The organism is Methylophaga muralis, from assembly GCF_001720165.1.
Classification (GTDB): domain Bacteria; phylum Pseudomonadota; class Gammaproteobacteria; order Nitrosococcales; family Methylophagaceae; genus Methylophaga; species Methylophaga muralis.
On the sequence record NZ_MCRI01000001.1, the window covers coordinates 1 to 24904 of the forward strand.

Sequence of the window (24904 nt, forward strand, 5' to 3'; positions counted from 1 at the left end):
ATTGCATTCTTGCGAATAGCTCACGTCGTTTTTCTTCTCAGAAATATACAACGCAAGTACCCACACAAATTACTTGATACCAGTTTTTTAAAGAGCTTGCAGATAATAACGCCCTGCAAAGAAGCGAGAATTATACAGCCACTCGCCGGGCTGTCAACAACAATTATTACAGAATTATGAAACTAGAATAAAACTGAAATTTTGCAGAAAATTTGGTGGGCCGTCTGCGACTCGAACGCAGGACCATCGGATTAAAAGTCCGGTGCTCTACCAACTGAGCTAACGGCCCAAACCAAGCGCGACATAATACTATAGTTGATAAAAATGACAACCCTAGTTGCTAATATTTTTCTATTTTAAAGCTAATCAATACCGTAGGAAGTCGCACAGGAAATTTGTAGGCGCTGATTCTTACCAAGAAACAATCACTTATTGATAATGTGTTGGGTCTGCCACTCCAGCATCATGAAAACCTTGCCGCCTTAACCTGCAAGAATCACATTGTCCACAAGCGCGGCCTTGCGCATCTGCTTGGTAACATGACACAGTTTCGCTGTAATCAATGCCAAGCTCTGTTCCGCATTTGATGATTTGTGATTTTGTGAACATCATTAACGGTGCTCTTATATATATAGCGCTACCTTCCACTGCCGATTTAGTGGCCAGATTGGCCAATCTTTCGAATGCATCTATAAATTCAGGGCGACAATCGGGGTATCCTGAGTAATCGACGGCATTTACACCGACAAAAATAGCCTCAGCATTAAGTACTTCTGCCCACCCAAGAGCAATTGACAGGAAAATAGTATTTCTGGCGGGGACATAGGTAACCGGTATTCCCTGTTGCTCTGTCTCAGGTACAGCTATGTCATCAGTCAATGCTGATCCGCCAATGGCACGAAGATCAATCTGTATTACTTTGTGAGTAACAACGCCAGCTTTTCGGGCTAGATTTTCTGCTGCATCAAGTTCAGTTCGATGACGCTGTCCATAATCAAAACTGATAGTGTGGCAAGCGTATCCTTCGGACTTTGCAATAGCTAACGCTGTTACAGAATCTAATCCACCAGAAAGTAATACGACAGCACGTTTAGTCATCGGCCTTGAGCATCGTTCCATAAATATTTATGCAATTGAATTTGCATTCTCACGGGAAGATTATCAGCAATAATCCATTCCGCTAAATCGGTTGGTGTTAAATCACCATGTACAGGGGAAAATAAGATTTCACAGCGGCTTACCAGATTAAATACTGCTAGTTGCTCTCGCGCCCAATCATAATCGTCACGATTACAGATAACGAATTTGACCTGATCCTGATGGTTTAATAGATCAATATTACTGTAGCGATTTTTCGAAACCTCACCCGAAGCGGGTGTTTTTATATCCACAACCCGAACCACACGTGGATCAATGTCACTGATATCCATCGCTCCACTCGTTTCCAAAGATACTTCAACGCCCAGATCACACAAGGCAGTTAATAATTCCCGACAAGTGCTTTGCGCTAACGGCTCGCCACCGGTGACAGTGACATATCGCGGGTTGTAACTTTTTACTTCGGCAACAATGTCGCTGATTTCCATCTTTTTTCCGCCATGAAAAGCATAAGCGGTATCACAATAGTCACAGCGTAATGGGCAACCGGTCAATCTTACAAAGACTGTTGGCAATCCTACCGTACGTGTTTCACCTTGCAATGAATAGAAAATCTCGGTGATACGACATTGAGCCATCGGTGTGTTCTACAAAAATTCTTTATGGTGTTTGCTGGATACGATCCAGACGCACTCTAGCCAAACGAGCAGCCGATGTATCAGGATATTGTTGAATCACCTGATTCAAAGTTGCTTGAGCTTTAGTGGTATCACCAGTTTCAAATTCACTGAAGCCGCGTTTCAATAACGCATCAGAAACTTTATTACTGTCAGGATAACTGGAAAGCACTTTATCAAAAGCAACTATCGCCTTATCAAATTCACGCACTACATAATGTGCTTCACCCTGCCAATAGTAAACATTCGGCAAATAACTACTGTTTGGGTAGTTTTGGGGAAAAGCACCTAACGCTGTTAAAGCTTCTTGATAACGTCCACCGCGTAGATCTTGCAAGGCAGCTTGATAGGCCGCTTCACCACTTTCTACTGCTACTGGAGCAAGCGTATCGATTGCACCATCCATCTGATCAGCAGGTGGTGGTTGCAATTCACTATCCACTAATTCTGAATCAATGGAATCATTAACCATAGAAGCTGAATCATTTCGAACTGGAGGCTGTGTTGCTGCAGGTTGTTGCTGTAACTCCGTTATCCGCTGATCCAGATCCAGATATTGTTCCCGCTGGCGTTGCTGCATTTGATCAATTTTATGACTGAGTTCTTCGTTCGTACCGTTTAAACGTTGAATCTCACGTTGCAGCTGATCGACTTGTGTAAGCAAAGAAGTCAACCCTTGCCCCTGGATAATACGCTCAAGTCGATCCATACGAGCTTGCATCGATTCTTGCTCAGCCATAGAAACAGAGGGCGCTAAGAAAGCGCCCACCATTATTGCTATTGCAAGTTGTTTTTGCTTTTTAAAAGGCATATCAACGACCAATATAAATTATTTCAACTCGGCGATTTTGTGACCATGCAGATTCATCACTACCATCTACTGCAGGACGTTCTTCACCAAAACTGGCAACTCTGAACTGTTGTGCACTGGCACCTTGCAACATCAGTAACTGGCGAATTGACAAAGCACGTCGCTCGCCTAATGCAAGGTTATATTCGCGTGAACCACGTTCGTCAGTATGACCTTCCAAACGCACTGTCAAATTAGGGTTTTTACCTAAATATGCCGCGTGCGCTTCAACAATTGCTTGGTCTTGTTGTCTGACACTGGCGCTGTCGTAATCAAAGTAAATGACACGATTAGATAAAGGGTTAGAAGGATCAAACTGATTCCCGCCATAACCATTTTCACCAACAATTACACTGGCTTCAGCACCTAAGTCACTGCCATCTACACCTCGACCTGAAACACCTGAAGTTGATGCGCCATTGCGCTCTTCTACCAATACATCGTCTGTACCATCTTTAGTTGCGTTACTGCTACATGCATTAAGAAAGAACAAGGCAAGTAACAACGCCGAGAATTTATAACAATTCATAAAAAACACTCCTGACAAAATTTATTTTTTCAGCGGAGACCATGCTGGTTCACGCACGACAATTCCGGATTCGCTCAAACGTTGATGGATCCGGCCATCAACAGAGACAGCAGCTAATACACCGCTACCTTTTTGCTCAGTAGCATACAGGATCATTTGGCCATTCGGCGCAAAACTCGGTGATTCGGCTCTTCTCGAATCCGTCAGTATTTGCATCGCTCCAGTTTTAAGATCTTGTACTGCAATATAGAAATTACCATTGGCGCCATGCACCATGGCTAATTTACGTCCATCTGGTGAGATATCAGGAGACGCATTGTAATTACCCTCGAAACTCACCCGTTCAGCTCGACCACCATTAGCAGAAACTCTATAGATTTGTGGTCGACCACCACGATCCGATGTGAAATAAATTTCGTTTCCATTCGGCGACCAGACGGCTTCAGTATCAATGGCCTGAGCATTATTTGTCACCCTTATCAAATCACCACTCGCCAGCTCAAGCACATATATTTCTGGGTTGCCATTTCTTGACAGGGTTAATGCCAGTTTTCTTCCATCAGGTGACCACGATGGGGCACTGTTTATGCCTTCGAATGCAGCGACCGATTTACGTTGACCACTTTGCAGCTGTTGAACGAAAACTTCACTTTTACCATTTTCAAAAGACACATAGGCAAGCTGATCACCATCAGGTGCCCAAGCAGGCGACATAATGGGTTGTGTTGATTGTAATATAGTGCGTGGGTTTGCTCCATCAGCATCCGATATTTGTAATGCATAGCGTTTTTTTCCATCGCCTGCTGTAACTTGTGTAACAAAGGCCAATCTCGTTGAAAAGATTCCTTTCTCACCAGTAAGTGTTTCATAAATCACATCGGCTATCTGATGTCCAAGACCTCGTAAGCCTGATGCAGGTACTTGATAACGTTTACCAGCTAGTTGTTGACCTCGATATACATCAAATAACTGAAACTGCACTTGGTAGTTTTCACCATCCTGGCTGCTGATTTTACCGATTACAAGACCTTCCGATCTCAATAAACGCCAGTCGGCGAAGTTAACTTGTGACTGTTCAGTTGGACGAGAGACCAAATCCTGATCTTCAAGCGGAGCAAAGCGGCCGCTGCTCTCTAAATCATTACGAATAATTTTTGTAATGTCTTCTGGTGGTCTGAGTCCTTCACTTCCAAACGGGACGATTGCAATCGGTAACGCTCCATCCGATCCACCCGTTATCTCGATCGTGAGTAAGGCTTGTGCTTGCAAGGGTAACAAAGCAAGGAAAATGCCTAGCTTTAACAACCATTTCTTGATCATCACGTTCGCCTCTTATTCTGGTCTGAATACAAAATTAAAACTTCTAAATTCCGCTGCTGCTTTCGCATCACTTGGTAGTGGCAAGGGAGAGGATTTATACACAGCACTTTCTGCTGATCGATCAAAAATCGCGTTACCACTACTTCTAACAATAGTTACTTCACCAACATCACCACCAGGTAATGTTCTAATTCGTAAGGTGACTTCCAAACCTCGGTCAGCATTAGGCGGTTTAATCCAAAAGCGTTTTACCCGTTGTTGAATGATCTGTGAATATTCGTCAACCACACCTCTTACACGGCGGCCCTCACGTTCAGATTGTTCTGCTTCCAATTGACGTTGTAAGTCAGACTCAGCCTGACGTCGCGCATCTTCTTCTGCTTTACGTTTGGCATCTTCAGCGGCTTTACGCTTGGCTTCTTCTTCAGCTTTGCGTTTAGCTTCTTCCTCGGCTTTAAGCTTAGCTTCCTCTTCTGCTTTACGTTTTGCTTCTTCCTCTGCCTTACGTTTAGCATCTTCCTCAGCTTTGCGCTTAGCCTCTTCTTCAGCTTTGCGTTTGGCTTCTTCTTCGGCTTTACGTTTGATTTCAGCCTCTTCTCTAGCTTTTTCAGCTGCAACCCGTTCTGCTTCAGCTTTTTGTTTAGCTTCTTCAGCCGTTTTGCGTTCTGCTTCGGCTTTTAATTTAGCTTCTTCCGCTTTCTGTCGTTCAAGTTCAGCTTGTTTACGTGCTTCTTCCTGTTCAATGCGTTGCTGTTCTAATTCTTTCAGACGTTGCTGTTCAAGCTCTGCTTCCTGTTTGCGTTTTTCAGCGTCAAGTTTTGCACGCTCCTGCATATCCAGCAGCTCTTGTTCTTGGCGTGCCAATTCTTGCTGCGATTTTTCAAGTTGCTCATCAAGCTTTTGCTGACGTTCTTCCTCAGCCACTCGTTTACTATCTTCGGCTTCTTGTAAACGTGCCATCTCTTCCAACACTAAATCTTCATCGATTACAGTCGCTTGAACAATTTCCACTTCCGGCTGGCCAAACTGGCGAATTTCCGTTGGCATATCAAAACTGAATAGTAGCAATATGATCAGAAATAGATGCAGTACTGTTGACGCACCCCCGGCAAGTAAATTTTGCAAAATAGATTGCTTCATCGTAATTACTGTGTTGCCGTTTCCGGACGCTGTGTAATCAAACCAACATTAGGCACACCAGCTTTTTGTAACAAGGCCATAGCACCTACCACTTGTCCATAACTAGCTGAACTGTCTCCTTTGACCATAACTGGTGTTTGAGGGTTGCGCCGTAATACTGCTGATACCCGAGCTATTAATTCCTGAGCACCAATACTTTGATCCTGATTGTCTCCAACAGACGCATAGTAATAACCTTCAGCATCAACAGAAATCACCAATGGATCAAGATTTTCAGGGGCATCAACCGGGTTAGCATCAGCTTGCGGCAAATCTACTTGCACCCCTTGAGTCAACATTGGTGCTGTAATCATGAATATGATTAACAACACCAACATAACGTCGATATAAGGGACGACGTTAATTTCTGCCATAGGCTTGCGACGTTGGCGTTGTTGTTTATAAAGCGCCATAGTTAGGCTCCGTTATTAACCTTGTTGCCGTTGCAAAATTGAAGAGAACTCTTCAACGAAATTGTCATAGCGACTAATCAGTCTTTCAACTTCATTTGAGTAGCGGTTATAGGCAACAACCGCCGGGATAGCTGCAAATAAACCCATTGCTGTGGCTATCAAGGCTTCCGCAATACCTGGCGCCACCATCGCGAGTGTCGCTTGCTGCACTTCACCCAATGCCCGAAATGAATTCATGATACCCCAGACTGTTCCAAACAGACCAATGTATGGACTGGTTGATCCTGCGGTGGCTAGAAACGGCAAGGAGAGCTCTAATTCATCCATCTCTCTGGATAAAGAGATACGCATTACCCGTTGAGTGCCTTCAAGAATGTAGGCCGAATCGGTAGAAGTCTTTTTAAGCCGAACAAATTCTTTGAATCCAGCTTCGAAAATGCCTTCCATGCCACGCCCGGAGTGCGGTCTGGAGGTAATATCCTCGTAGAGTCGGTTCAATTCATTGCCAGACCAGAACTTATCTTCAAATAAATCCGCATCACGTTTTGCTGCTACCAGCTCAGTGCGTTTTTTGAAAATAATGGTCCAGGAATACACTGATATCAGCAGCAAAATCAGCATTACTAGTTGTACTAGCAAACTGGCTTCAGATATCAGGGCCATCAAGGATAGATCAGCATTCACATTGCATCTCCGTCAAAATAAAAAAAGGTATCGGGCACGGTTTAAATCGCTTTGCATCCAAACAAGCCACTCTGACAGACGCACTGCACAACAGTTCGTCATCACGCAGCACTGATTGTTCAAACTGCATGCTTGCACCGCTCGTTTGTGTCATTTCAGATCGAATCAATAAGGCATCATTAAATCGTGCCGGGCGACGAAAATTGATTTGCATCGAATGGACTGCAAACAGGCAATTGTATTCGTCTTTTAAAACATTTTGTTCAAAGCCAAGCTGGCGTAACCATTCGGTTCGCGCCCGCTCCATAAACTTCAGATAATTTGCGTGATAGACCACGCCACCACTATCTGTATCTTCGTAATACACTCTTACCGGCCAATCAAAAGACTGCATTAATCACCTGTAAGATCGAGATCTGGTGTCAGCCCCAAATGCAGAAATGCTCTTTTGGTAGCAATCCGTCCACGTGGCGTTCGCATAATAAAACCCTCCTGTATCAGGAAAGGCTCTATTACATCTTCAATCGTGCCACGTTCTTCACCGATAGCTGCAGCCAGATTGTCCAAGCCCACCGGTCCGCCGGAGAACTTTTCAATTATTGCCAGCAACAGTTTACGGTCCAACATATCAAAACCGAACTTATCAACATCCAGTAAATCCAGTGCCTGTCGAGCAATTTCTGCTGTAACAACACCATCAAAACGGACTTCTGCATAATCTCTAACTCGGCGCAGTAACCGATTGGCAATCCTCGGGGTACCCCGTGAACGATGCGCAATTTCACCTGCTCCGCTTATGTCCAATGTCACACCTAATATGCGTGCGCTTCGCTGCACAATCGTACTTAAATCAGCAACATTGTAAAACTCTAATCGCTGCACAATGCCAAAGCGATCCCGCAATGGCGAGGTCAATGATCCCGCCCGTGTTGTCGCTCCGACCAAGGTGAAAGGCTCGAGATCCAACTTGATTGAACGTGCTGCCGGACCTTCACCAATCATGATATCGATTTGGTAATCTTCCATTGCCGGGTACAACACTTCTTCAACCACCGGACTCAGTCGATGAATTTCATCAACAAACAATACATCATTGGGTTCAAGATTCGTCAGTAATGCAGCTAAATCGCCTGGACGTTCTAACACCGGTCCTGATGTTTGCCTTAAATTCACTCCCATTTCATTGGCGATAATATGTGCCAACGTGGTTTTCCCAAGACCGGGAGGGCCAAAAATAAGGGTGTGATCTAAGGCCTCTTTACGTTTCCGGGCAGCCGACACAAACAATTCCATCTGTTCACGCACTACTGGCTGGCCAATATAATCCTGCAAACTGAGCGGCCTGATAGCACGATCCACCCGTTCATCATCATTTACAGTTTGCGGTGAAATGAAACGTTCATCCATGGTTAATTTCGCTGCAATGCCTGTCTGATGATTTGCTCGGTTGTCATATCCTGTGCATCAAAACTACGGATCATTCTGTCTGCTTCGGCGGCTTTATACCCTAAAGCAATCAAAGCTTCCAGTGCTTCTTTTCGCGCACCGCTGCTGCTCGGCATATTCGTGGTAATTTGATCATCAAGCCCCATCGCTGAGCCTACTTCTTTGAGTCTATCGCGCATTTCAATAATAAGGCGATCAGCTGTCTTTTTACCGACACCTGGCAGTCGAGTCAAACTTGCGGCGTCACCTTCCAGTACACTTCGCGCAAAACTATCGACATCACTACCCGATAAAATCGTCAGTGCCAGTTTTGCTCCAACCCCATTTACCTTAAGTAAACTGCGAAATAATAATCGTTCTCGTTGAGTGGCAAAACCATACAATAATTGAGCATCTTCCCGCACAACCAGATGCGTATAAAGACTCACTTTTTCATTAAGTGGCGGCAAATTCACAAAAGTCGACATGGGTGCGGAGACTTCATAACCTACGCCATGCACATCTAACACCATTTCTGGCGGCTGTTTTTCAATAATTATTCCAGTAAGTCGACCTATCATCGGCTATAGCGTCCTCCTCGACGGCGACTGAGCCGCATTCCTGCGGGAAGTTTATTGGTGAGACTATCCAGTGCGGCATGATTGGCATGGGTTACCGCACAGGCCAAAGCATCTGCGGCATCTTCCAGTGGTGCTTCTTTAAGCTGCAACATGACCGTCATCATATACTGGACTTGCTCTTTTTTGGCATGTCCATTGCCAACTACAGCTTTTTTTATTTGGGTTGCAGAATATTCATGGACCAGTAGCTGCTGGCTGACAGCGGCACAGATGGCGGCACCACGTGCCTGGCCAAGTTTTAAAGCCGAATCGGCATTTTTATGCAGGAATACTTGTTCGATAGCCATAATATCGGGCTGATAACGCTGAATAATATCGGTCAGCCCTTCAAATATCTGCTTTAAACGATTGGCGAAATCGCCATCGCCCACCAGCAGTCTGCCACTAATAACATGTTTGATTTGCTTACCATCTAGCTCAATGATGCCAAAGCCGGTTTTACGAGAACCAGGATCCACACCAAGAATGCGCGCCATAAGGGTTGGCCGCTAGCTCTCCAGCTGCGCCATCACCTCATCAGAGAAGTCTGCGTTACTGTAAACCTGTTGCACATCATCCAGCTCTTCAAAAGCCTCAATCATCGCGATGGCTTTTTGTGCATCGTCCAACTCGAGACTGACAGTGGTATCCGGGTGCATGGTAACTTCAGCAGATTGTGATTCTAATCCCGCAGCGTCCAAAGCGTCTTTGACTGCTGAATAGTCTTCCGGCGAAGTGAACACATCAACTGAACCATCGGCATTTGTCACAATATCTTCCGCACCCGCTTCTAGCGCGACTTCCATGACATCATCTTCAGAGATGTCATTGCCGAAACTGATAATACCTTTCTGATTAAACAGGTAGGCAACTGAACCATCAGTACCCATATTGCCGCCGCGCTTACTGAAAACATGACGTACTTCGGCAACAGTTCGGTTACGATTATCTGTCATGCAGTCAACCATAATGGCGATACCATTAGGGCCATAACCTTCATAACGGATTTCTTCATAAGCGGCACCTTCCAGTTCACCAGCACCACGTTTTGAAGCGCGCTCAATAACATCTTTGGTCATATTACTACCCAAAGCTTTATCGATAGCAGCGCGTAACCGCGGGTTAGTGGCAGGGTCACTGCCGCCCATTCTGGCAGCAACAGTAATTTCACGAATCAACCGGGTGAACAGTTTGCCGCGTTTGGCATCTTGTGCACCTTTCCTATGCTGAATATTCGCCCATTTACTATGACCTGCCATTTAGTACTAACCTCTTTGTTATTACGTCTATACGAGTTTTATGCAATTAAACCAAAGTATTCCAGTCGCGGTAATATTGGCTACGACCATACACCTGATCGAAATACATGCTTTGTAACTGTTCAGTTATCGGGCCACGTTTTCCTTCACCAATTGGGCGATTATCCAATTCGCGAATCGGTGTAACTTCAGCTGCAGTTCCAGTGAAGAATGCTTCATCACAAATATACACCTCATCACGGGTAATACGTTTTTCAACTACTTTCAGGCCGATATCGTTAGCCAAGCGCATAACTGTGTCACGAGTAATGCCTTCAAGTGCTGAGGTCAGTTCAGGCGTGTAAAGCACCCCATCACGAACCATGAAGAAGTTCTCACCACTCCCTTCGGTAACAAAACCATTGGCATCTAATAATAACGCTTCGTCATAGCCATCATTTACTGCTTCTTGCAAAGCCATCATTGAATTCATGTAATTGCCGTTGGCCTTGGCTTTACACATGGTGATATTGACGTGGTGACGCGTAAATGAAGAGGTTTTGATGCGAATGCCGCGGGTCATGTTTTCTTCACCTAAGTAGGAGCCCCAACTCCAGGCTGCAACCATAACGTGAGTTTTCAGATTGTCTGCACGAATACCCATGCCTTCAGAACCATAAAAGCACATTGGACGAATGTAGGCTGAATCCAGTTTGTTTTCACGAACTACTGAGCGCTGAGCTTCGTTTAAAGTCGCTTTGTCAAAAGGCATTTTCATACCAAGAATCTTGGCGCTACGGAATAAGCGGTCAGTATGCTCTTGCATACGGAAAATAGCTGTTCCAGCATCTGTTTTATAGGCGCGGACGCCTTCAAAAACCCCCATTCCATAGTGCAAAGTATGCGTCAGCACATGGACTTTAGCTTCGCGCCAAGGCACAAATTCGCCATCCAACCAGATAACGCCATCACGATCTGCCATTGTTACTGCTGCCATAATTACCTACTTTAAGATACTTAAAATTGATTTCAAACTGGTTGTTCGCATAACCAGTGTTGCCAAATTGCGTTTACTTGTTGCTGAAAATCGGCCACTTTGGCCACCGGCACCACTGCCGGTTGTTCCTGCAGAACACAATGATTTGCCTCGCTACGATAATAACGATAAGCATCCGCCAGCATAGTTCCTTGCTGCTGGGTGAGCTTACCAGTCGCAACCAGTGCATCCAAAATGCGGATATTATCGGTGTAAACCATCAAATCAGGCAAGCTTGATGACCAAGCTAGCACTGCGTATTGCACCATAAATTCAATATCAGTGATACCACCAATGCCCTGCTTAAGGTCAAACGAATCATCAACAGACTTATCCAGTTGCTGTCGCATTTTCTGCCGCATTTCGCTGACTTCTCTCGCCAGCTCGTCTGCGGTCCGTGCTTTGGACAAAACTTGTTGGCGAATATTACTGAACTGTTCAGCCAATTTTTGATCACCAGCAACGCAACGCGCTCGAACTAAGGCTTGGTGTTCCCAAGTCCAGGCTTCCTGCTGCTGATAATCCGCAAAACCTGATATCGGACTGACTAACAAACCTGAATTTCCCATGGGTCGCAGACGCATATCGACTTCATATAAAACGCCACCCGAAGTCACAGTATTTAAAATATGAATCATCCGCTGAGCCAATCGTGTGTAAAACACCATGACATCAACCGGCTTCTCACCATCGGTCATGCCCTCACGCGTATCATCAAACACAAAGACCAGATCCAAATCGGAGCCATAGCCCAACTCCAGTCCACCTAATTTGCCATAAGCAATCACGCTAAAACCACATTGCGTCATATCAGTTGCGTCGGCTGCCGGAGGTAAACCATGACGACTACTTAAATATAACCATGCAAGCTGTAATGCTCGCTCTAGCTGAATCTCTGCTAATTCGCTTAACTGATCACCAACGCGCATTAAGGGCAGCACTTCCGTCACATCCGCCGCTGCAACATGCAGGGTGGCAATCTGCCGAAATTCTCGCATTAAGTTCATTTGTTGTTCGAGATCAGTATCATCGGCAACAGATAAGAATTGATGCAATAGTGCTTTTTGCTGTTCACGGCCGGGCACTTCATAAAGCGAACGAGGATCAAGTAATTCATCCAACAACACCGGATATCGGGCTAACTGATGACTAATCAGCGGACTTGCCGCACATAGCTTCACCAACTGAGATAATGCCAGCGTATTTTCAACCAGTAGTGACATATAGGCTGATCGCCGCATGATGGATTCAAGCAGTGGCATCATCCGCTGCAAACAGTTATCCGGTTGCTCCGTTCCCGCTGCCGCCTGCACCAACAAAGGCAGCAGTTTTTTTAATCGATCCCGCCCAGTTTGACTGAGATTTTTTACCGGGCTTTGGTCTAGTAATTTTTCAATGGTTTGTTGTGACAGTTGCGGATCGTGATAGCCCCACTTTTCAAGATATTCCACAATTTCCGCTTCACTGGCAGTGAGCAAAGCTACGGTGTCTGTTGTTTCATCACCTGCCTGTGGGGCAGTGAGTATTTGCTCAAAATGCTCATGCACTTGTTGCCGATGTTCATTAAGTTTTTTGACAAAATCTTGCCAGTTTTCGAACCCCATACTATTTGCCAATCGAGTCTGTGCAGCCTCATCTTTTGGCAGAACATGAGTTTGTTGATCTGCCCAAGCTTGAATTCGATGCTCAGTGCGACGTAAAAATTCATAGGCATTTTTTAATGCGGTTACCGCATAACCTGACAATAATTTTCGTTCGGCCAACACATGCAGAATCGTCAGAATTGGTCGTTGCTGTAACGAGAGATCCCGTCCGCCATAAATCAACTGAAATACCTGGCCGATAAACTCTATCTCGCGAATGCCTCCAGCTCCCAATTTGATATTGTCTTCCATGCCTTTGAGATGCAGTTGACCGGCAATCATTGATTTCATTTCGCGCAATGAATCAAACATACCGTAATCAAGATAGCGTCTATATATAAAAGGACGCAGCAGCTCGCTAATGGCTTTTTTATCCTGTTCGCTACCGTTAACAGGTCTTGCCTTGATCATCGCGTAGCGCTCCCATTCCCGTCCTTGTGTTTGGTAGTAATCCTCTATTGCATCGAAACTGGCCACTAATGCGCCACTGTCACCAAATGGACGTAAACGCATATCGACACGAAACACAAAACCATCGACGGTGACGCTATCCAACGCCTGTATCAGCTTGCGTCCTAATCGGGTAAAAAATTCCTCGTTAGTCAGGCTTTTTCTAGCACCTTGGGTTTCACCTTCGTCAGGATAAGTGAAAATCAAATCAATATCGGAAGACAGGTTGAGCTCCCCAGCGCCCATTTTGCCCATTCCCAATACAATCAACTGCTGAGGTTCGCCAAGCTTATTTGTGGGTGTACCCAAAAATTCTGTTTGCCACTGATAAAGCTTATCTAATGCCTGTTCAACGCAGCAGTCGGCCAAGGCTGTCAACTCACGAATCGTTTCAGCCAGTTCCGCCCAGCCGGCTAAATCTCGCCAGATAATTCGTACCATTTCTCGTTGACGAAAAAAACGTAGTTGCTGATGCAGGGTGGCTTCATCTTTAACGTTGACAAGTCGTTGTTGCAACCGTTGCTGATAATCATTTTGACTGTATGCTTTCTCTAAATCGCCACTTTCAATCAGCTCCGTCATTCGTTGTGGTTGGCGTTCCCCCTGATTGAACACATATTCGCTAGCAGTTAATACTGTCATAGCAGAATCAAGTAGATTTTGCTTATGCTGCAAAATCAATTGCCAGTGTTCACTGAGTGGTGTCGGTATCATGCTTGCCTCATTAACTCTATTCAAAATGCACAGTCATTGAAAATGTGTCTAAACTAACAGAACATATAGCTTATCGCGATGAATCAACCACGAAATTTTCACATTGGCTGATGTATTGTTTTAACCAGATAAACTTCCGTCTCGTCAAAGGAGACAATGATGGACAGCACAAAAAACAACGCACCACATCACAAACCCAAATGCGTTTCAGATCGAGTGGCTCTGGCCATCGTTAAATTTATGCGTTTTTTTGCCGATGTCTTTTTCTCTGGTCGCTACGGACATCGTGCTGTAGTCCTGGAGACGGTCGCCGCAGTTCCCGGCATGGTAGGCGGCGCATTGCAACATCTTCGTTCATTACGTCGTATGCAGGATGATGATGGCTGGATCAGCACTCTGCTCGAAGAGGCTGATAACGAGCGCATGCACCTTTTGACCTTTGTGCATATTGCCCAACCCAGCTGGTTCGAGCGTGTGTTGATCATCATCGCCCAAGGTGTGTTTTATAATCTGTTTTTTATTTTGTATCTGTTCTCTTCACGCATTGCCCATCGCATTGTCGGCTATCTCGAAGAAGAAGCGGTATATAGCTACACAGAATATTTGGCTGGAATTGATGCAGGTACTTATGAGAACGTTGCAGCCCCACAAATAGCCATTGAATATTGGAAACTCCCGGCTGATGCCAGGTTGCGTGACGTCGTATTGGTAGTGAGAGACGATGAGGCAAAACATCGGGATGTGAATCATGACTTTGCCAATCAATTGCAAAATGCATAACCTGCTGCAGCCTGAATTACTCAAAATTAGCTAACCCCAGGCCGCGATGACAGACAAGGACGACTATGGCGACTCTACTTTATAGACTTAATAATGTGCCCGAAGACGAAGCGGAAGATATTCGTCAATTGCTGGATGACAAAGGCTTGGCCTTTTATGAAACTCAGGCCGGATTTTTTGGCCTGGGCGTAGCTGCAATCTGGTTGGTTAATGATCAACAGTTACCTCTGGCCAAAGCTATTGTTGATGAATATCAAGCCAAACGCGCTATTGATCAACGACAGCAGTATGAAACTCTGCGAGCCAGCGGCGAGATTCCCGGCTTTTTACAATCGATTTGGCAACATCCTGTACGCTTTATCGGCGTTTTATTTTTAATCGCCTTTGTATTAAGTTTGATGCTCATCCCTTTCTGGAAAACATTACATCCCTAAGCTCTCTTCATTAAATACATGAATAAAAAAAGCCCCGCCTTTTGCAAGACGGGGCTTTTTTATAGGTGCTAGATGTAACGAATTACATCATGCCGCCCATACCGCCCATATCAGGCATTGCAGGAGCATCATCTTTAGGCAATTCAGCAATCATAGCTTCTGTAGTCAACATCAGACCCGCAACTGAACCTGCATTTTGCAATGCCGTACGCGTGACTTTAGTTGGATCCAGAATACCCATTTCAATCATGTCGCCATATTCACCAGTTGCTGCGTTGTAACCGTAGTTACCTTTACCACCAACCACTTCATTTAAGACAACAGATGCTTCATCGCCAGAGTTAGTAACGATTTGACGTAAAGGCTCTTGCATTGCACGACGAGCGATAGCAATACCAGCGTCTTGGTCTAAATTGTCACCTTTCAGGTCACCCAAGCTGACTTCTGCACGTACCAGAGCCACACCACCACCAGCAACTACGCCTTCTTCAACGGCAGCGCGAGTCGCATGTAATGCGTCTTCAACACGGGCTTTTTTCTCTTTCATTTCAATTTCAGAGCCAGCACCAACACGAATTACCGCAACACCACCGGCTAATTTAGCCACGCGTTCTTGCAGTTTTTCTTTGTCGTAGTCTGAAGATGAATCAGCGATTTGTGCACGGATCTGTTCAACACGTGCAGTGATTTCATCAGCACGACCCGCACCATCAATAATAGTGGTGTTTTCTTTGCTGACAGAGATTTTCTTCGCTTGACCTAAGTCATCAAGAGTGACTTTTTCCAGGTTCAAACCAACTTCTTCAGAAATAACAGTACCGCCAGTTAGTACAGCGATATCTTCCAGCATGGCTTTACGACGGTCACCAAAGCCAGGCGCTTTAACCGCACAGACTTTAACGATACCGCGCATGTTGTTAACAACCAGCGTAGCTAACGCTTCGCCTTCAACATCTTCTGAAACGATCAGCAATGGACGGCTAGATTTAGCAACCGCTTCCAGTGTTGGCAGCAGTTCACGGATGTTAGAGATTTTTTTGTCGTACAACAGAACGTAAGGGTCATCCAGATTGGCTGACATAGTTTGCTGTTCATTCACGAAGTATGGAGACAGGTAACCACGGTCAAACTGCATACCTTCAACAACGTCGAGTTCATTTTCAAAACCGCGACCGTCTTCAACAGTGATAACACCTTCTTTACCCACTTTTTTCATTGCTTCAGCGATGATGTCACCGACTGATTTGTCAGAGTTGGCAGAAATAGTACCTACTTGAGCGATAGCTTTATCATCGTCACAAGGTGAAGACATTCTTTTCAGCTCTTCAACCGCAGCAGATACTGCTTTATCGATACCGCGTTTCAGATCCATTGGGTTCATACCCGCAGTTACTGATTTCATGCCTTCGCGTAAGATGGCTTGAGCAAGCACGGTTGCAGTGGTGGTGCCGTCACCAGCAGCGTCAGAAGTTTGCGAAGCAACTTCTTTCACCATTTGTGCGCCCATGTTTTCAAATTTATTTTCTAATTCGATTTCTTTCGCAACTGAAACACCATCTTTAGTAATAGTTGGTGCGCCGTAGCTTTTATCCAAAATAACATTACGACCCTTGGGTCCTAATGTTACTTTTACCGCATTGGCCAGCGTGTTAACGCCTTTGACCATCAGCTGGCGCGCGTCAGCGCCAAATTTGACTTCTTTAGCAGCCATTTTAATTCCTCTTTATAGCTATGTTTAACGTAACCAGATGTGAAATCGTCGGGAAGCTTACGCTTCGATCACAGCAACGATATCGTCTTCACGCATGACCAGCAGTTCTTCGCCTTCCACTTTGACTTCGGTGCCGGCATATTTGCCAAACAGCACTTTGTCACCGACTTTAACAGCCAGGGGACGAACTTCACCAGAATCGGTAATTTTGCCGTTACCCGCTGCGAGAATCTCGCCACGAGATGGTTTTTCTGCTGCATTGTCAGGAATGACAATACCACCAGCAGAGGTAGTTTCTTCTTCCATGCGACGTACAATCACACGATCATGAAGGGGACGAAGGTTCATTAGTTTTATCCTCCAAAAGTAACAAAAAATGACCAAGAAAATTCCAGGAACCCCTTTAATGGGGCTGCCTGAACAAACTTCAAGTGCCTGAGTTAAAAATTTCTGAAAAAAAGTCAGTTCGATAGATTAAGGCTTACTACTGCAGCATTAACGAATATGGCGCTGATCGTCATCCTTGATGACTTCGCCTTCAATGACGTCGTCATTTTGCGAATAACGACCACGTGCTGACCATTGCTGACGGAATATCACATTGCTGTTACGAATTAATTTCATAAGTAAAGCGCGGCGTAACGTTGGAATGAGTAGCAAGAAGCCCACTGCATCAGTCACAAAACCAGGAATCAATAAGAGAAAACCACTTATAAATAGCGTCATGCCTTCCAGCATTTCCAAAGCAGGCGTTTCACCTCGACGAATGGATTCCTGAGCACGCTGCATGGTCACAAGCCCCTGCAATTTCACTAACCATGCCCCTAATACAGCCGTGGCGATAACAAACAGAATGGTCCAACCCGCGCCAATGACTTCGCCAACTTCAATTAAAACGTAAATTTCAGCGATAGGGACCAGTAGAAATAGCAAAAACAGCCACTTGAACATTTTCTTTCCTTAACGGACATCAATGTTTATTTATGTTGGGGCGTATCTTGATTTTTCAAGCTTTATTGCGAGACGAGCTCTGTAGCCAATTAACAACAAAAAATCAGTTTTGTTGCTTTGTAACACAACTGTCATAGAAACATCATCACCCTGAAATATTCCAGCCTTATGGTGTGCGGGTCTTCGGACTTAAGACCGATTCGATTTACTAACTATGAGGATAGTCCCTTGAAACTGAAACCTACATCCCTATTAATCGCTGGTGCACTGATGGGCGCAGCCGTTTTACCTGTTCAAGCAGACCCGATGGTCGACCTGCTTAAAGTATTGCGTGACAAGGGCACTATCAGCGCTGAAGATTACAGCTTGCTGGCTAATGCCGCTAAAGCAAAAGAAGAAAAAGTTGCTGCTGAAAAAGAAGAAATGGTCAGCATTGTTAAAGAAACCGAGAAAAAATCTTCTTTGGTTACTCTGGACAGCAAAGGCTTGAATTTCCAATCAGCTGATAAATCATTTACTGCCAATATCGGTGGTCGTATTCATGCTGACTATGGCTTCATCAGTGATGATTATTTTGACCGCAATGTTGCAAACGTTAATGAAGTTGGCAATGCCTCTAAATTCCGTCGCGCCCGTCTTGGTATGGAAGGCACCATGTTCACAAACTGGTTGTATGGTGTGGAAGTTAACTTTGGCTCTAATAGTAGCACCGAGTTCACCGATGTTATTATTGGTTACCAAGGTTTTGAAAACACCACAATCAAACTGGGTCGCCACAAAATGCCTTCTGGCTTAGAAGAATTGACCAGCTCAAACCGTATTTCAACTATGGAACGTTCTAACCCAACTAACACATTTGCTTTGGGTCGTTACAATGGCCTGACAGTTGCAACAAAAGGTTCTAACTGGACTGCAACCGGTGGTACATGGTTAGGTGATGGTGTTAGCGCTGGTGAAAACTCGGACAAAGATTCTGATTACGGTTATGCCGGTCGTGCGACATTTGCACCGATTCAAGAAAAGGACTCCATTGTTCACTTAGGTCTTAGCTATAACCATATTAAGTATGAAGATACTTTCTCAAGTGATTCTTTAGCAAACAACAACGGTCGTTTAAGAGCTCGCCCAAATAACAATTTCTTTGATGAGCGCCCAGTACAAGTAATTTATCAAGGTACTGAAAGTGCAGATACTTATGGATTAGAAGCGGCAACAATTCAAGGTCCATTCTCATTACAAGCTGAATATTTCAAGCGTGAATTGAACCGTAAAGAATTTAAAGATGCGGATGTTGATGGTTGGTATGCTTTAGCCACTTATACATTGACTGGCGAAACTCGTGGTTACCGTGACGGTGTAATGCGTACTATTTCACCAAAGAATGCTGTTGGTAAAGGCGGCTTCGGAGCTTGGGAACTGGTTGCTCGTTACGACGAACTGGATGTTTGGGATAGCAGTGCAGCCCAAGAAGGTTTATTGGTACATTCTGGTAGCACGAATAATAACTTCAACAATCTCCGTGGCACTAAGAGTGAAATCTGGACTATCGGTGTGAACTGGTATGTGAACGACAATATTCGTTTTATGGCGAACTATGTTGATGCCGATATCAAATCTGATGCAGCTAACAATGCAGAAGGCGATATCAAAGCGTTCTTATTACGCGGTCAGGTTGCGTTCTAATTTGAAGCAAGATATCTCCTGAGAAAAAGCCTCACCTTGGATTTTTAAGGTGGGGCTTTTTTTTAAAATCAACTTGTTCAACTACTCTTTTAAGCGGAGTGTTTTATGAATGCTATGTCACGTTTAGTGATGTTATCGATAACCGGCCTGAGTTTATTCAGCAGCTTGGTGTTTGCTGACGATCATCTCGCTCAAGTCAAAAAAGGTGATGTTATTCCAGTTCAATTACATCAACTTAAACCGACGCAAGCGTCTGTCGGTTATGACCAGGTTTTTTACAAACTGGGCCGTTATGAAGGCGATACCGAAAAGAAATTTGATGAAATTTGTGAAGCCAATGGCCAGAAAGCCATTAAAGAATTTTCAGCAAAATCTAATGTAGCTATCGCAGGCTCATTCGAATGTACTGATCCAGTTGGTACAGCCACTAAAGATATGAAAACCGTGGTGATTGGACCAGATAACGGTTTGTATCTGACCGATGGTCATCATACGTTCAATGTGTTCTGGCATATGCCGGATGGTGGGGCCAACTTTGAAGTCCACGTAGTAGTCGCTGACGATTATCGTGATTTAGCGTCGATGGATGATTTCTGGAGCAAGATGCAAGCGGAAAACAACTTATGGTTGTATGACGATAAGTTTGAAGCAATGGAGCACAGCGCCCTCCCAGAGAGTCTGGGTTTGGAGAACTTTCACAACAATCTTTATCGCTCACTGGTTTACTTTGCCCGTGAAATTGCCTGGGATAAACCTAAGCCAGCCATCAACTTTGTGGAGTTTTATTGGGGTAAAGAGATCTATTCAAAGGTTGATTTAAGCCAATATGATCTGAACTCGATGAAAGGCTATAAAAAGGCCGTTAAAGATGTTGCCGAAGCCATTCTGGCAGTGAAAGGTAATAGTGTAGGTGGTCTGGCAAAATCGCCTAGCCACATGGGTCAGTACGAAGGTTTTGATAAAAAGGAATTTGAAAAACTGTTCCGTGCGAATAAGAAAGTGGATTATATGCTGCGCTATAAAAAAACAAATGACTGGTGCTGGTCTGAGTTTTGATAAAGCAGTTAATTACAGCCATATCATGCAACTTACTGATTCGTTCACCTTATCTTCAACTCAAGACTTAATGGCGGTTCCCGCCATTAATGTCGAGGGTGAAGTGAATGCTCTGATTGAAATTCCAACAGGAACTTCAGCCAAATGGGAAATGAATAAAGATAATACTCAGGAAGTTATCTGGGAATTAAAAAATGACAAACCACGTATTGTGAATTACTTGGGTTATCCAGGTAATTACGGCACCATCCCCGGTACAGCGATGCCTAAAGAATTGGGTGGTGACGGCGACCCATTAGATGTTTTGGTACTGGGTCAGTCCATCCCGCGTGGCGAAGTCTTGTCAGTGCGTCTGATTGGTGTATTAAAAATGTTGGATGGTGGTGAACAGGATGACAAACTGATTGCTGTTATCACAGAGGATAGCCCTTTCGCTAACATCGAATCAATGAAACAACTGGATGAAGAATTTCCGGCAGTTTCAGAAATCGTTCGTCTCTGGTTTGAAAACTATAAAGGCCCAAATGGCGGCATGGAAGCACAAGGTTTTGCTGATCACCAGGAAGCAATGGATGTCTTGAAACAAGCGATGAATGCTTATCAAAACAGCTTGAACTAATTTTTAGACTGATGATGGCGTAACGCTGACTCCCAGCAAATATCAGGATTCTGTTACGCCGTCATTTTTCTTTGTTATCCCCTTTTAAAGATCTCATTAATTGATGAGTCCTTGGCAAAATATTTTCCGGATTCAATATGACTCAAGAAGAACTATTACAATTTAAGTCATTGGAAGACATTCTCGCCACGGTGGCACTCACACCTATTTTCCAACCGATTGTTTCATTAAAGAGCCATCAAATATATGGCTATGAGGCTCTGATCCGCGGTCCATCTGACAGTGTTTTACATTCACCGATAAACCTTTTCGATGCAGCTAGTCGTCATGGGCGTCTGGCCGAACTGGATCTGCTGTGTAGAGAAGTCGCCATTTACCGCTTTGGTGAGTTAAACCTAAACGCCAAATTATTTATTAACACGATTCCGGCAGCGTTGTTACAACCAGATTACCCGCATGGATTGACGGCAAAATTTCTGAAAAAAGCCCGAATTCCTGCTGAACAAGTGGTTATAGAATTAACTGAACAATATCCGATTGATGATTACGATCTGATGCGTGAAGCCACCGCACACTATCGTGATATGGGATTTTCTATCGCGATTGATGATTTAGGCGCAGGTTATTCCGGGCTACGGACCTGGTCAGAATTAAAGCCCGATTACGTTAAGTTGGATCGGCACTTCATGCAGAATATCCATGAAGATCAGCAGAAAAAACAATTTGTGCAATCAATGATTGATATTGCCCTCAGCAGTAATTGCCGGGTAATAGGCGAAGGCGTTGAAGTGCGTGAAGAATATCTGGTGGCGCAATCGATGGAAATGCATTTTGCCCAAGGCTATTACTTTGCCAGGCCAACGACCACACCTAAACGAGAACTGCCACCAGCGTTATTTGCGAAACGGCAAACCCGAGAAAACATTCCATCTGGCGTACCGCGCTCAGATTCATTAGTGGGTAGTCTTTTGACCCAACTCACTCCGGTTCGAACTTATCATGATGTAAATCATGTCGGTGAACGTTTTCAGAATGCGGTGAAATTAGCGTCTTTACCGGTATTAAACGATAACGACAGCATTGCCGGCATGGTGTGGCGGGATGAATTTATGACGCTATATGCCAGCCGTTATGGTCGGGATCTGCATGGTCGAAAACCCATTCATTTGTTTATGGACAGAAAACCGATCATCGCCGAAACCTCGATGCCGTTAAAAAACCTAAGTCAGCAAATCACCAGTCAGGATTCTTCACAGCAGCACAGTGTCTTTATCATTTGTGAGCAAGGATATTATCGAGGTGTTGGTAGTTTGATGGATTTGCTGCGACAAATTACCGACTTGCAACTAACCATTGCCCGTCATGCCAATCCTCTCAGTGGATTGCCAGGTAACGTGCCACTCAATGAACATATACAACAAGCCATACAACAGAAACGTCATTCCACGGTATGTTATTTTGACTTGGATAATTTCAAACCCTATAACGACACCTATGGCTATAACAAAGGCGATAAAGTCATTAATAAAACGGCCAAAATATTGAGCCAACATATTGATCAAGAAATAGATTTTCTGGGTCACGTAGGCGGTGATGATTTTATTGTAATTTTTGACAGTCAGGATTGGCGGAGCCGTTGCAAGAAAATGCTGAGTGCATTTGAATCACTATATGTTGAACTTTATACCGCAGAACATCTGCAACAAGGCGGTATTCATGCTCAAGATCGGCATGGACATCAGTTGTTCTACCCGCTGTTGAGCTTATCAATCGGTGCAGTAACCATCAGTGATTTTGATTATCTAAGAGATGAGACAGACTTGGCGGAACATGCCACCAAAGCGAAGTCCAAGGCGAAGAAGATTTCCGGCAACAGTTTGTATCAACTCAAACTGTCAGATTGTCAGCCACTCGCTCAGGTGAGCTGATTTATCGGCCATTCACCACAGATTTGTTTAATTGCTGCAACACATAATTGACGCGTTGTTTGATTTTTTCACGGGTAAGTCGAAATTCAGCCAGGATTTCCTCTTCCGTTCCACGATATTTCGCTGGATCAGTCAGTGGCAAATGTAAACGCAAAGTATGCGGACTGACGATAGGACATTGTTCATCGGCATTTTCACAGAGGATGACCAATAGATCTGCCCACTCCAACATTTCGCCATTGACCCGAATAGATTCCTGTTGCGAAATATCAATACCGACCTCCGCCATCACCTTGATGGCCTGAGCGTTCTGACCATGAGCTTCAATACCGGCAGAACGTATCTCAATATCATCGCCAGTTAAAAATCTAGCCCAGCCTTCTGCCATTTGCGATCGACACGAATTTCCCGTACATAAAAACATGATTCTGAACGTTTCCATAACCTACCTCTTTTATTTCACCGCCCAGCCTAGCAAGCTTTTATGACAAAGCGATTAACACGCATTAAAGCTTGCTAATGATTCTTAACTGCACTTGAAATCAGCTGCACGCCTTCTGCTAGAATGTCGCTTTAATTTATTACCGGATCCACACGTGAAAAAAATTATTTTCAGCTTGTTGCTAATTGCCGCTCCAATGTTATTACCGTCGATCAGTGCCGCGCAAACAACTCGCTACGTTTCTGATGAACTTGAAATCACTATGCGCAATGGTCAGGGCTTGGAATTTGGTATTCGAAAAATGCTGAAATCCGGCACAGAGCTTACAGTGTTGGAAAATGATCCTTCCGGGTATTCAAAAGTTCGTACCAGTGACGGTGTGGAAGGCTGGGTGTTATCACGTTACTTAAACAATAATCCAAGCGCGCGTGAACAATTAGCCGCTAAAGAACAGCGTATTGCCAACCTTGAACTGGAAGTCACCAGTTATAAAGAAGAATTAGCTCAACTCAGCTCACAAACTTCAGAAGCTGATGATCAAAATATGTCACTTAAAGAAACGGCGCAACGCCTCAGTAAAGAGCTGGATGATTTACGTCGTACCGCCTCTAATGCAGTAGCGTTGGAAAATGAAAATCGTCAGTTAAAAGAACGTCTGCAACAAATTGATCATGAAATTCAATCCATCGTTATCGAAAACAACACCCTGAAAGACAATGATGCAAAAAACTGGTTTTTGATTGGTGCAGCAGTGTTATTTGGAGGCATGCTGATTGGTCTGGTAATGCCTAGCCTGAGAATGCGTAAGAAAAGCTCGTGGGGTAATTTCTAAACCCTCATTACAAAAGCGCCGCGATAAACCGCGGCGCTTTGTTGATTATGAAGATTCGTTTTGCGTGATGATTACTTCACGTTTTGTATGACCATCACGTAAATGTTGCAGATTTTCACCCGCCAAGGTTCCGCCATCAATCTGATAGGCCTTACCAAAACCTTTCACATAACGTCCCCCTTTCGGCTTCAGTTTAAATAAACGAAAATCACTTAACTGGCTCAAATTGGTAATGCGTTGTCCATGACGTTCCGTTAACAAAGCAATTCCCACATGCCACGCATCTGAATCGACTTCAATCCATTCAGCTTCAACTTGATAAGTCACACGTAAGCGGGCAAATAACTCGATAGCTGAATCTTCATCTTCAATAATCAGCACCGATGCTTGTGGATGAATCCGTAGATTCACTCCATGCACAGCAATATCACTAAGTAATACATAGAGACAATCACGCCCTACCGCAAATGCCGCATAAGATGCATAGGGGTGATTATTTTCATCAAGAGTCGACAGCATCAGCGTTTTACGACTGTTAACCATCATCATGATTTCATCACTGATTTGTTGTTCCAAACCTTTATTTTTCATC

General features: G+C 44.4%; 27 protein-coding genes and 1 tRNA gene. 7 read left to right on the forward strand and 21 right to left on the reverse strand.

Annotated features, from left to right (window positions below):
- Positions 1-213: 213 nt before the first annotated feature.
- From A9E74_RS00010 to glnE, 16 genes are all read right to left on the reverse strand, one after another.
- Positions 214-289: transfer RNA gene (locus A9E74_RS00010), tRNA-Lys, on the reverse strand.
- 140 nt (positions 290-429) lie between these two features.
- On the reverse strand, positions 430-1098 hold the full coding sequence (queC, locus tag A9E74_RS00015; protein ID WP_136555357.1) for a 7-cyano-7-deazaguanine synthase QueC: 669 nt from the start codon (positions 1096-1098) through the stop codon (positions 430-432).
- Positions 1095-1736, reverse strand: a complete 642-nt coding sequence (gene queE, locus A9E74_RS00020; protein ID WP_069294629.1) for a 7-carboxy-7-deazaguanine synthase QueE — start codon at positions 1734-1736, stop codon at positions 1095-1097. Before queE ends, queC begins: the two co-directional genes overlap by 4 nt.
- Before the next feature lie 22 nt (positions 1737-1758).
- Complete coding sequence (ybgF, locus tag A9E74_RS00025; RefSeq protein WP_069294630.1) at positions 1759-2586, reverse strand: tol-pal system protein YbgF; 828 nt, start codon at positions 2584-2586, stop codon at positions 1759-1761.
- Position 2587: 1 nt separating this feature from the next.
- Positions 2588-3154 carry a peptidoglycan-associated lipoprotein Pal gene (gene pal, locus A9E74_RS00030; RefSeq protein WP_069294631.1) on the reverse strand — a complete coding sequence of 189 codons (567 nt, stop codon included), beginning with the start codon at positions 3152-3154 and terminating at the stop codon, positions 2588-2590.
- 21 nt (positions 3155-3175) lie between these two features.
- Positions 3176-4474: a Tol-Pal system beta propeller repeat protein TolB gene (gene tolB, locus A9E74_RS00035; RefSeq protein ID WP_069294632.1), complete on the reverse strand. Its 1299-nt coding sequence runs from the start codon at positions 4472-4474 to the stop codon at positions 3176-3178.
- A 12-nt stretch (positions 4475-4486) separates the two neighbouring features.
- A complete protein-coding gene (gene tolA / locus A9E74_RS00040) occupies positions 4487-5614 on the reverse strand; it encodes a cell envelope integrity protein TolA (RefSeq protein ID WP_069294633.1) in 1128 nt (375 codons plus the stop codon).
- A 5-nt stretch (positions 5615-5619) separates the two neighbouring features.
- Positions 5620-6066 (reverse strand): protein TolR, encoded by a 447-nt coding sequence (gene tolR / locus A9E74_RS00045; protein WP_069294634.1) that lies wholly within the window; start codon positions 6064-6066, stop codon positions 5620-5622.
- A gap of 15 nt (positions 6067-6081) precedes the next feature.
- Complete coding sequence (tolQ, locus tag A9E74_RS00050; protein WP_069294635.1) at positions 6082-6750, reverse strand: protein TolQ; 669 nt, start codon at positions 6748-6750, stop codon at positions 6082-6084.
- A complete protein-coding gene (gene ybgC / locus A9E74_RS00055) occupies positions 6740-7144 on the reverse strand; it encodes a tol-pal system-associated acyl-CoA thioesterase (RefSeq protein ID WP_069294636.1) in 405 nt (134 codons plus the stop codon). Before ybgC ends, tolQ begins: the two co-directional genes overlap by 11 nt.
- Positions 7144-8157, reverse strand: a complete 1014-nt coding sequence (gene ruvB / locus A9E74_RS00060; protein WP_069294637.1) for a Holliday junction branch migration DNA helicase RuvB — start codon at positions 8155-8157, stop codon at positions 7144-7146. Before ruvB ends, ybgC begins: the two co-directional genes overlap by 1 nt.
- 2 nt (positions 8158-8159) lie before the next feature.
- Positions 8160-8756, reverse strand: a complete 597-nt coding sequence (ruvA, locus tag A9E74_RS00065; RefSeq protein ID WP_069294638.1) for a Holliday junction branch migration protein RuvA — start codon at positions 8754-8756, stop codon at positions 8160-8162.
- Positions 8753-9292 carry a crossover junction endodeoxyribonuclease RuvC gene (gene ruvC, locus A9E74_RS00070; protein ID WP_069294639.1) on the reverse strand — a complete coding sequence of 180 codons (540 nt, stop codon included), beginning with the start codon at positions 9290-9292 and terminating at the stop codon, positions 8753-8755. The genes ruvA and ruvC overlap by 4 nt, the downstream gene beginning before the upstream one ends.
- A gap of 12 nt (positions 9293-9304) precedes the next feature.
- Positions 9305-10054 (reverse strand): YebC/PmpR family DNA-binding transcriptional regulator, encoded by a 750-nt coding sequence (locus A9E74_RS00075; RefSeq protein ID WP_069294640.1) that lies wholly within the window; start codon positions 10052-10054, stop codon positions 9305-9307.
- Positions 10055-10100: 46 nt separating this feature from the next.
- The gene (locus tag A9E74_RS00080; protein ID WP_069294641.1) at positions 10101-11030 is read right to left on the reverse strand and encodes a branched-chain amino acid transaminase; all 930 of its coding nucleotides are present in this window, start codon (positions 11028-11030) and stop codon (positions 10101-10103) included.
- A 32-nt stretch (positions 11031-11062) separates the two neighbouring features.
- Positions 11063-13876 (reverse strand): bifunctional [glutamate--ammonia ligase]-adenylyl-L-tyrosine phosphorylase/[glutamate--ammonia-ligase] adenylyltransferase, encoded by a 2814-nt coding sequence (gene glnE, locus A9E74_RS00085; protein WP_069294642.1) that lies wholly within the window; start codon positions 13874-13876, stop codon positions 11063-11065.
- 156 nt (positions 13877-14032) lie between these two features.
- Between glnE and A9E74_RS00090 the strand changes: the two genes are divergently transcribed.
- On the forward strand, positions 14033-14656 hold the full coding sequence (locus A9E74_RS00090; RefSeq protein ID WP_069294643.1) for an alternative oxidase: 624 nt from the start codon (positions 14033-14035) through the stop codon (positions 14654-14656).
- Positions 14657-14721: 65 nt separating this feature from the next.
- Positions 14722-15090, forward strand: coding sequence for a DUF6164 family protein (locus tag A9E74_RS00095; protein ID WP_069294644.1), 369 nt, complete (start codon positions 14722-14724; stop codon positions 15088-15090).
- A gap of 82 nt (positions 15091-15172) precedes the next feature.
- Here A9E74_RS00095 and groL read toward each other — a convergent pair whose 3' ends face one another.
- The 3 genes from groL to A9E74_RS00110 form a co-directional block, all read right to left on the reverse strand.
- Positions 15173-16801: a chaperonin GroEL gene (gene groL, locus A9E74_RS00100; protein WP_069294645.1), complete on the reverse strand. Its 1629-nt coding sequence runs from the start codon at positions 16799-16801 to the stop codon at positions 15173-15175.
- Between the two features lie 57 nt (positions 16802-16858).
- A complete protein-coding gene (gene groES / locus A9E74_RS00105; protein ID WP_069294646.1) occupies positions 16859-17149 on the reverse strand; it encodes a co-chaperone GroES in 291 nt (96 codons plus the stop codon).
- Between the two features lie 147 nt (positions 17150-17296).
- Positions 17297-17752: an FxsA family protein gene (locus tag A9E74_RS00110; RefSeq protein ID WP_069294647.1), complete on the reverse strand. Its 456-nt coding sequence runs from the start codon at positions 17750-17752 to the stop codon at positions 17297-17299.
- 228 nt (positions 17753-17980) lie between these two features.
- Between A9E74_RS00110 and A9E74_RS00115 the strand changes: the two genes are divergently transcribed.
- The 4 genes from A9E74_RS00115 (at position 17981) to A9E74_RS00130 (ending at position 23038) form a co-directional block, all read left to right on the forward strand.
- Positions 17981-19435: an OprO/OprP family phosphate-selective porin gene (locus A9E74_RS00115; protein WP_069294648.1), complete on the forward strand. Its 1455-nt coding sequence runs from the start codon at positions 17981-17983 to the stop codon at positions 19433-19435.
- A gap of 105 nt (positions 19436-19540) precedes the next feature.
- Positions 19541-20491, forward strand: coding sequence for a ParB/Srx family N-terminal domain-containing protein (locus tag A9E74_RS00120; RefSeq protein ID WP_069294649.1), 951 nt, complete (start codon positions 19541-19543; stop codon positions 20489-20491).
- 25 nt (positions 20492-20516) lie between these two features.
- Positions 20517-21110, forward strand: a complete 594-nt coding sequence (locus A9E74_RS00125; protein ID WP_218104263.1) for an inorganic diphosphatase — start codon at positions 20517-20519, stop codon at positions 21108-21110.
- A gap of 137 nt (positions 21111-21247) precedes the next feature.
- Positions 21248-23038, forward strand: coding sequence for a GGDEF domain-containing protein (locus A9E74_RS00130; protein WP_069294651.1), 1791 nt, complete (start codon positions 21248-21250; stop codon positions 23036-23038).
- Between the two features lies 1 nt (position 23039).
- Here the strand turns inward: A9E74_RS00130 and A9E74_RS00135 are convergent, their stop codons facing one another.
- On the reverse strand, positions 23040-23480 hold the full coding sequence (locus A9E74_RS00135; RefSeq protein ID WP_256369469.1) for an arsenate reductase ArsC: 441 nt from the start codon (positions 23478-23480) through the stop codon (positions 23040-23042).
- A gap of 154 nt (positions 23481-23634) precedes the next feature.
- Here A9E74_RS00135 and A9E74_RS00140 point away from each other — a divergent pair, with 154 nt between their 5' ends.
- On the forward strand, positions 23635-24312 hold the full coding sequence (locus A9E74_RS00140; RefSeq protein WP_069294652.1) for a TIGR04211 family SH3 domain-containing protein: 678 nt from the start codon (positions 23635-23637) through the stop codon (positions 24310-24312).
- 45 nt (positions 24313-24357) lie between these two features.
- Here the strand turns inward: A9E74_RS00140 and A9E74_RS00145 are convergent, their stop codons facing one another.
- Positions 24358-24903, reverse strand: a complete 546-nt coding sequence (locus tag A9E74_RS00145) for a HugZ family pyridoxamine 5'-phosphate oxidase (protein ID WP_069294653.1) — start codon at positions 24901-24903, stop codon at positions 24358-24360.
- Position 24904: the final 1 nt, after the last annotated feature.

What these genes read in the sequence shown, in the direction of transcription:
- tolA (WP_069294633.1), bottom strand. Translation starts at nt 5,614, where the DNA reads ATGAAGCAATCTATTTTGCAAAATTTACTTGCCGGGGGTGCGTCAACA.
- A9E74_RS00125 (WP_218104263.1), top strand. Translation starts at nt 20,517, where the DNA reads ATGCAACTTACTGATTCGTTCACCTTATCTTCAACTCAAGACTTAATG.
- A9E74_RS00075 (WP_069294640.1), bottom strand. Translation starts at nt 10,054, where the DNA reads ATGGCAGGTCATAGTAAATGGGCGAATATTCAGCATAGGAAAGGTGCA.
- A9E74_RS00135 (WP_256369469.1), bottom strand. Translation starts at nt 23,480, where the DNA reads ATGGAAACGTTCAGAATCATGTTTTTATGTACGGGAAATTCGTGTCGA.
- A9E74_RS00145 (WP_069294653.1), bottom strand. Translation starts at nt 24,903, where the DNA reads ATGAAAAATAAAGGTTTGGAACAACAAATCAGTGATGAAATCATGATG.
- groES (WP_069294646.1), bottom strand. Translation starts at nt 17,149, where the DNA reads ATGAACCTTCGTCCCCTTCATGATCGTGTGATTGTACGTCGCATGGAA.
- ruvA (WP_069294638.1), bottom strand. Translation starts at nt 8,756, where the DNA reads ATGATAGGTCGACTTACTGGAATAATTATTGAAAAACAGCCGCCAGAA.
- ruvC (WP_069294639.1), bottom strand. Translation starts at nt 9,292, where the DNA reads ATGGCGCGCATTCTTGGTGTGGATCCTGGTTCTCGTAAAACCGGCTTT.
- A9E74_RS00120 (WP_069294649.1), top strand. Translation starts at nt 19,541, where the DNA reads ATGAATGCTATGTCACGTTTAGTGATGTTATCGATAACCGGCCTGAGT.
- ybgF (WP_069294630.1), bottom strand. Translation starts at nt 2,586, where the DNA reads ATGCCTTTTAAAAAGCAAAAACAACTTGCAATAGCAATAATGGTGGGC.
- ybgC (WP_069294636.1), bottom strand. Translation starts at nt 7,144, where the DNA reads ATGCAGTCTTTTGATTGGCCGGTAAGAGTGTATTACGAAGATACAGAT.
- ruvB (WP_069294637.1), bottom strand. Translation starts at nt 8,157, where the DNA reads ATGGATGAACGTTTCATTTCACCGCAAACTGTAAATGATGATGAACGG.
- glnE (WP_069294642.1), bottom strand. Translation starts at nt 13,876, where the DNA reads ATGATACCGACACCACTCAGTGAACACTGGCAATTGATTTTGCAGCAT.
- A9E74_RS00130 (WP_069294651.1), top strand. Translation starts at nt 21,248, where the DNA reads ATGACTCAAGAAGAACTATTACAATTTAAGTCATTGGAAGACATTCTC.
- A9E74_RS00110 (WP_069294647.1), bottom strand. Translation starts at nt 17,752, where the DNA reads ATGTTCAAGTGGCTGTTTTTGCTATTTCTACTGGTCCCTATCGCTGAA.
- groL (WP_069294645.1), bottom strand. Translation starts at nt 16,801, where the DNA reads ATGGCTGCTAAAGAAGTCAAATTTGGCGCTGACGCGCGCCAGCTGATG.
- A9E74_RS00090 (WP_069294643.1), top strand. Translation starts at nt 14,033, where the DNA reads ATGATGGACAGCACAAAAAACAACGCACCACATCACAAACCCAAATGC.
- queC (WP_136555357.1), bottom strand. Translation starts at nt 1,098, where the DNA reads ATGACTAAACGTGCTGTCGTATTACTTTCTGGTGGATTAGATTCTGTA.
- A9E74_RS00080 (WP_069294641.1), bottom strand. Translation starts at nt 11,030, where the DNA reads ATGGCAGCAGTAACAATGGCAGATCGTGATGGCGTTATCTGGTTGGAT.
- pal (WP_069294631.1), bottom strand. Translation starts at nt 3,154, where the DNA reads ATGAATTGTTATAAATTCTCGGCGTTGTTACTTGCCTTGTTCTTTCTT.
- tolR (WP_069294634.1), bottom strand. Translation starts at nt 6,066, where the DNA reads ATGGCGCTTTATAAACAACAACGCCAACGTCGCAAGCCTATGGCAGAA.
- tolB (WP_069294632.1), bottom strand. Translation starts at nt 4,474, where the DNA reads ATGATCAAGAAATGGTTGTTAAAGCTAGGCATTTTCCTTGCTTTGTTA.
- A9E74_RS00095 (WP_069294644.1), top strand. Translation starts at nt 14,722, where the DNA reads ATGGCGACTCTACTTTATAGACTTAATAATGTGCCCGAAGACGAAGCG.
- queE (WP_069294629.1), bottom strand. Translation starts at nt 1,736, where the DNA reads ATGGCTCAATGTCGTATCACCGAGATTTTCTATTCATTGCAAGGTGAA.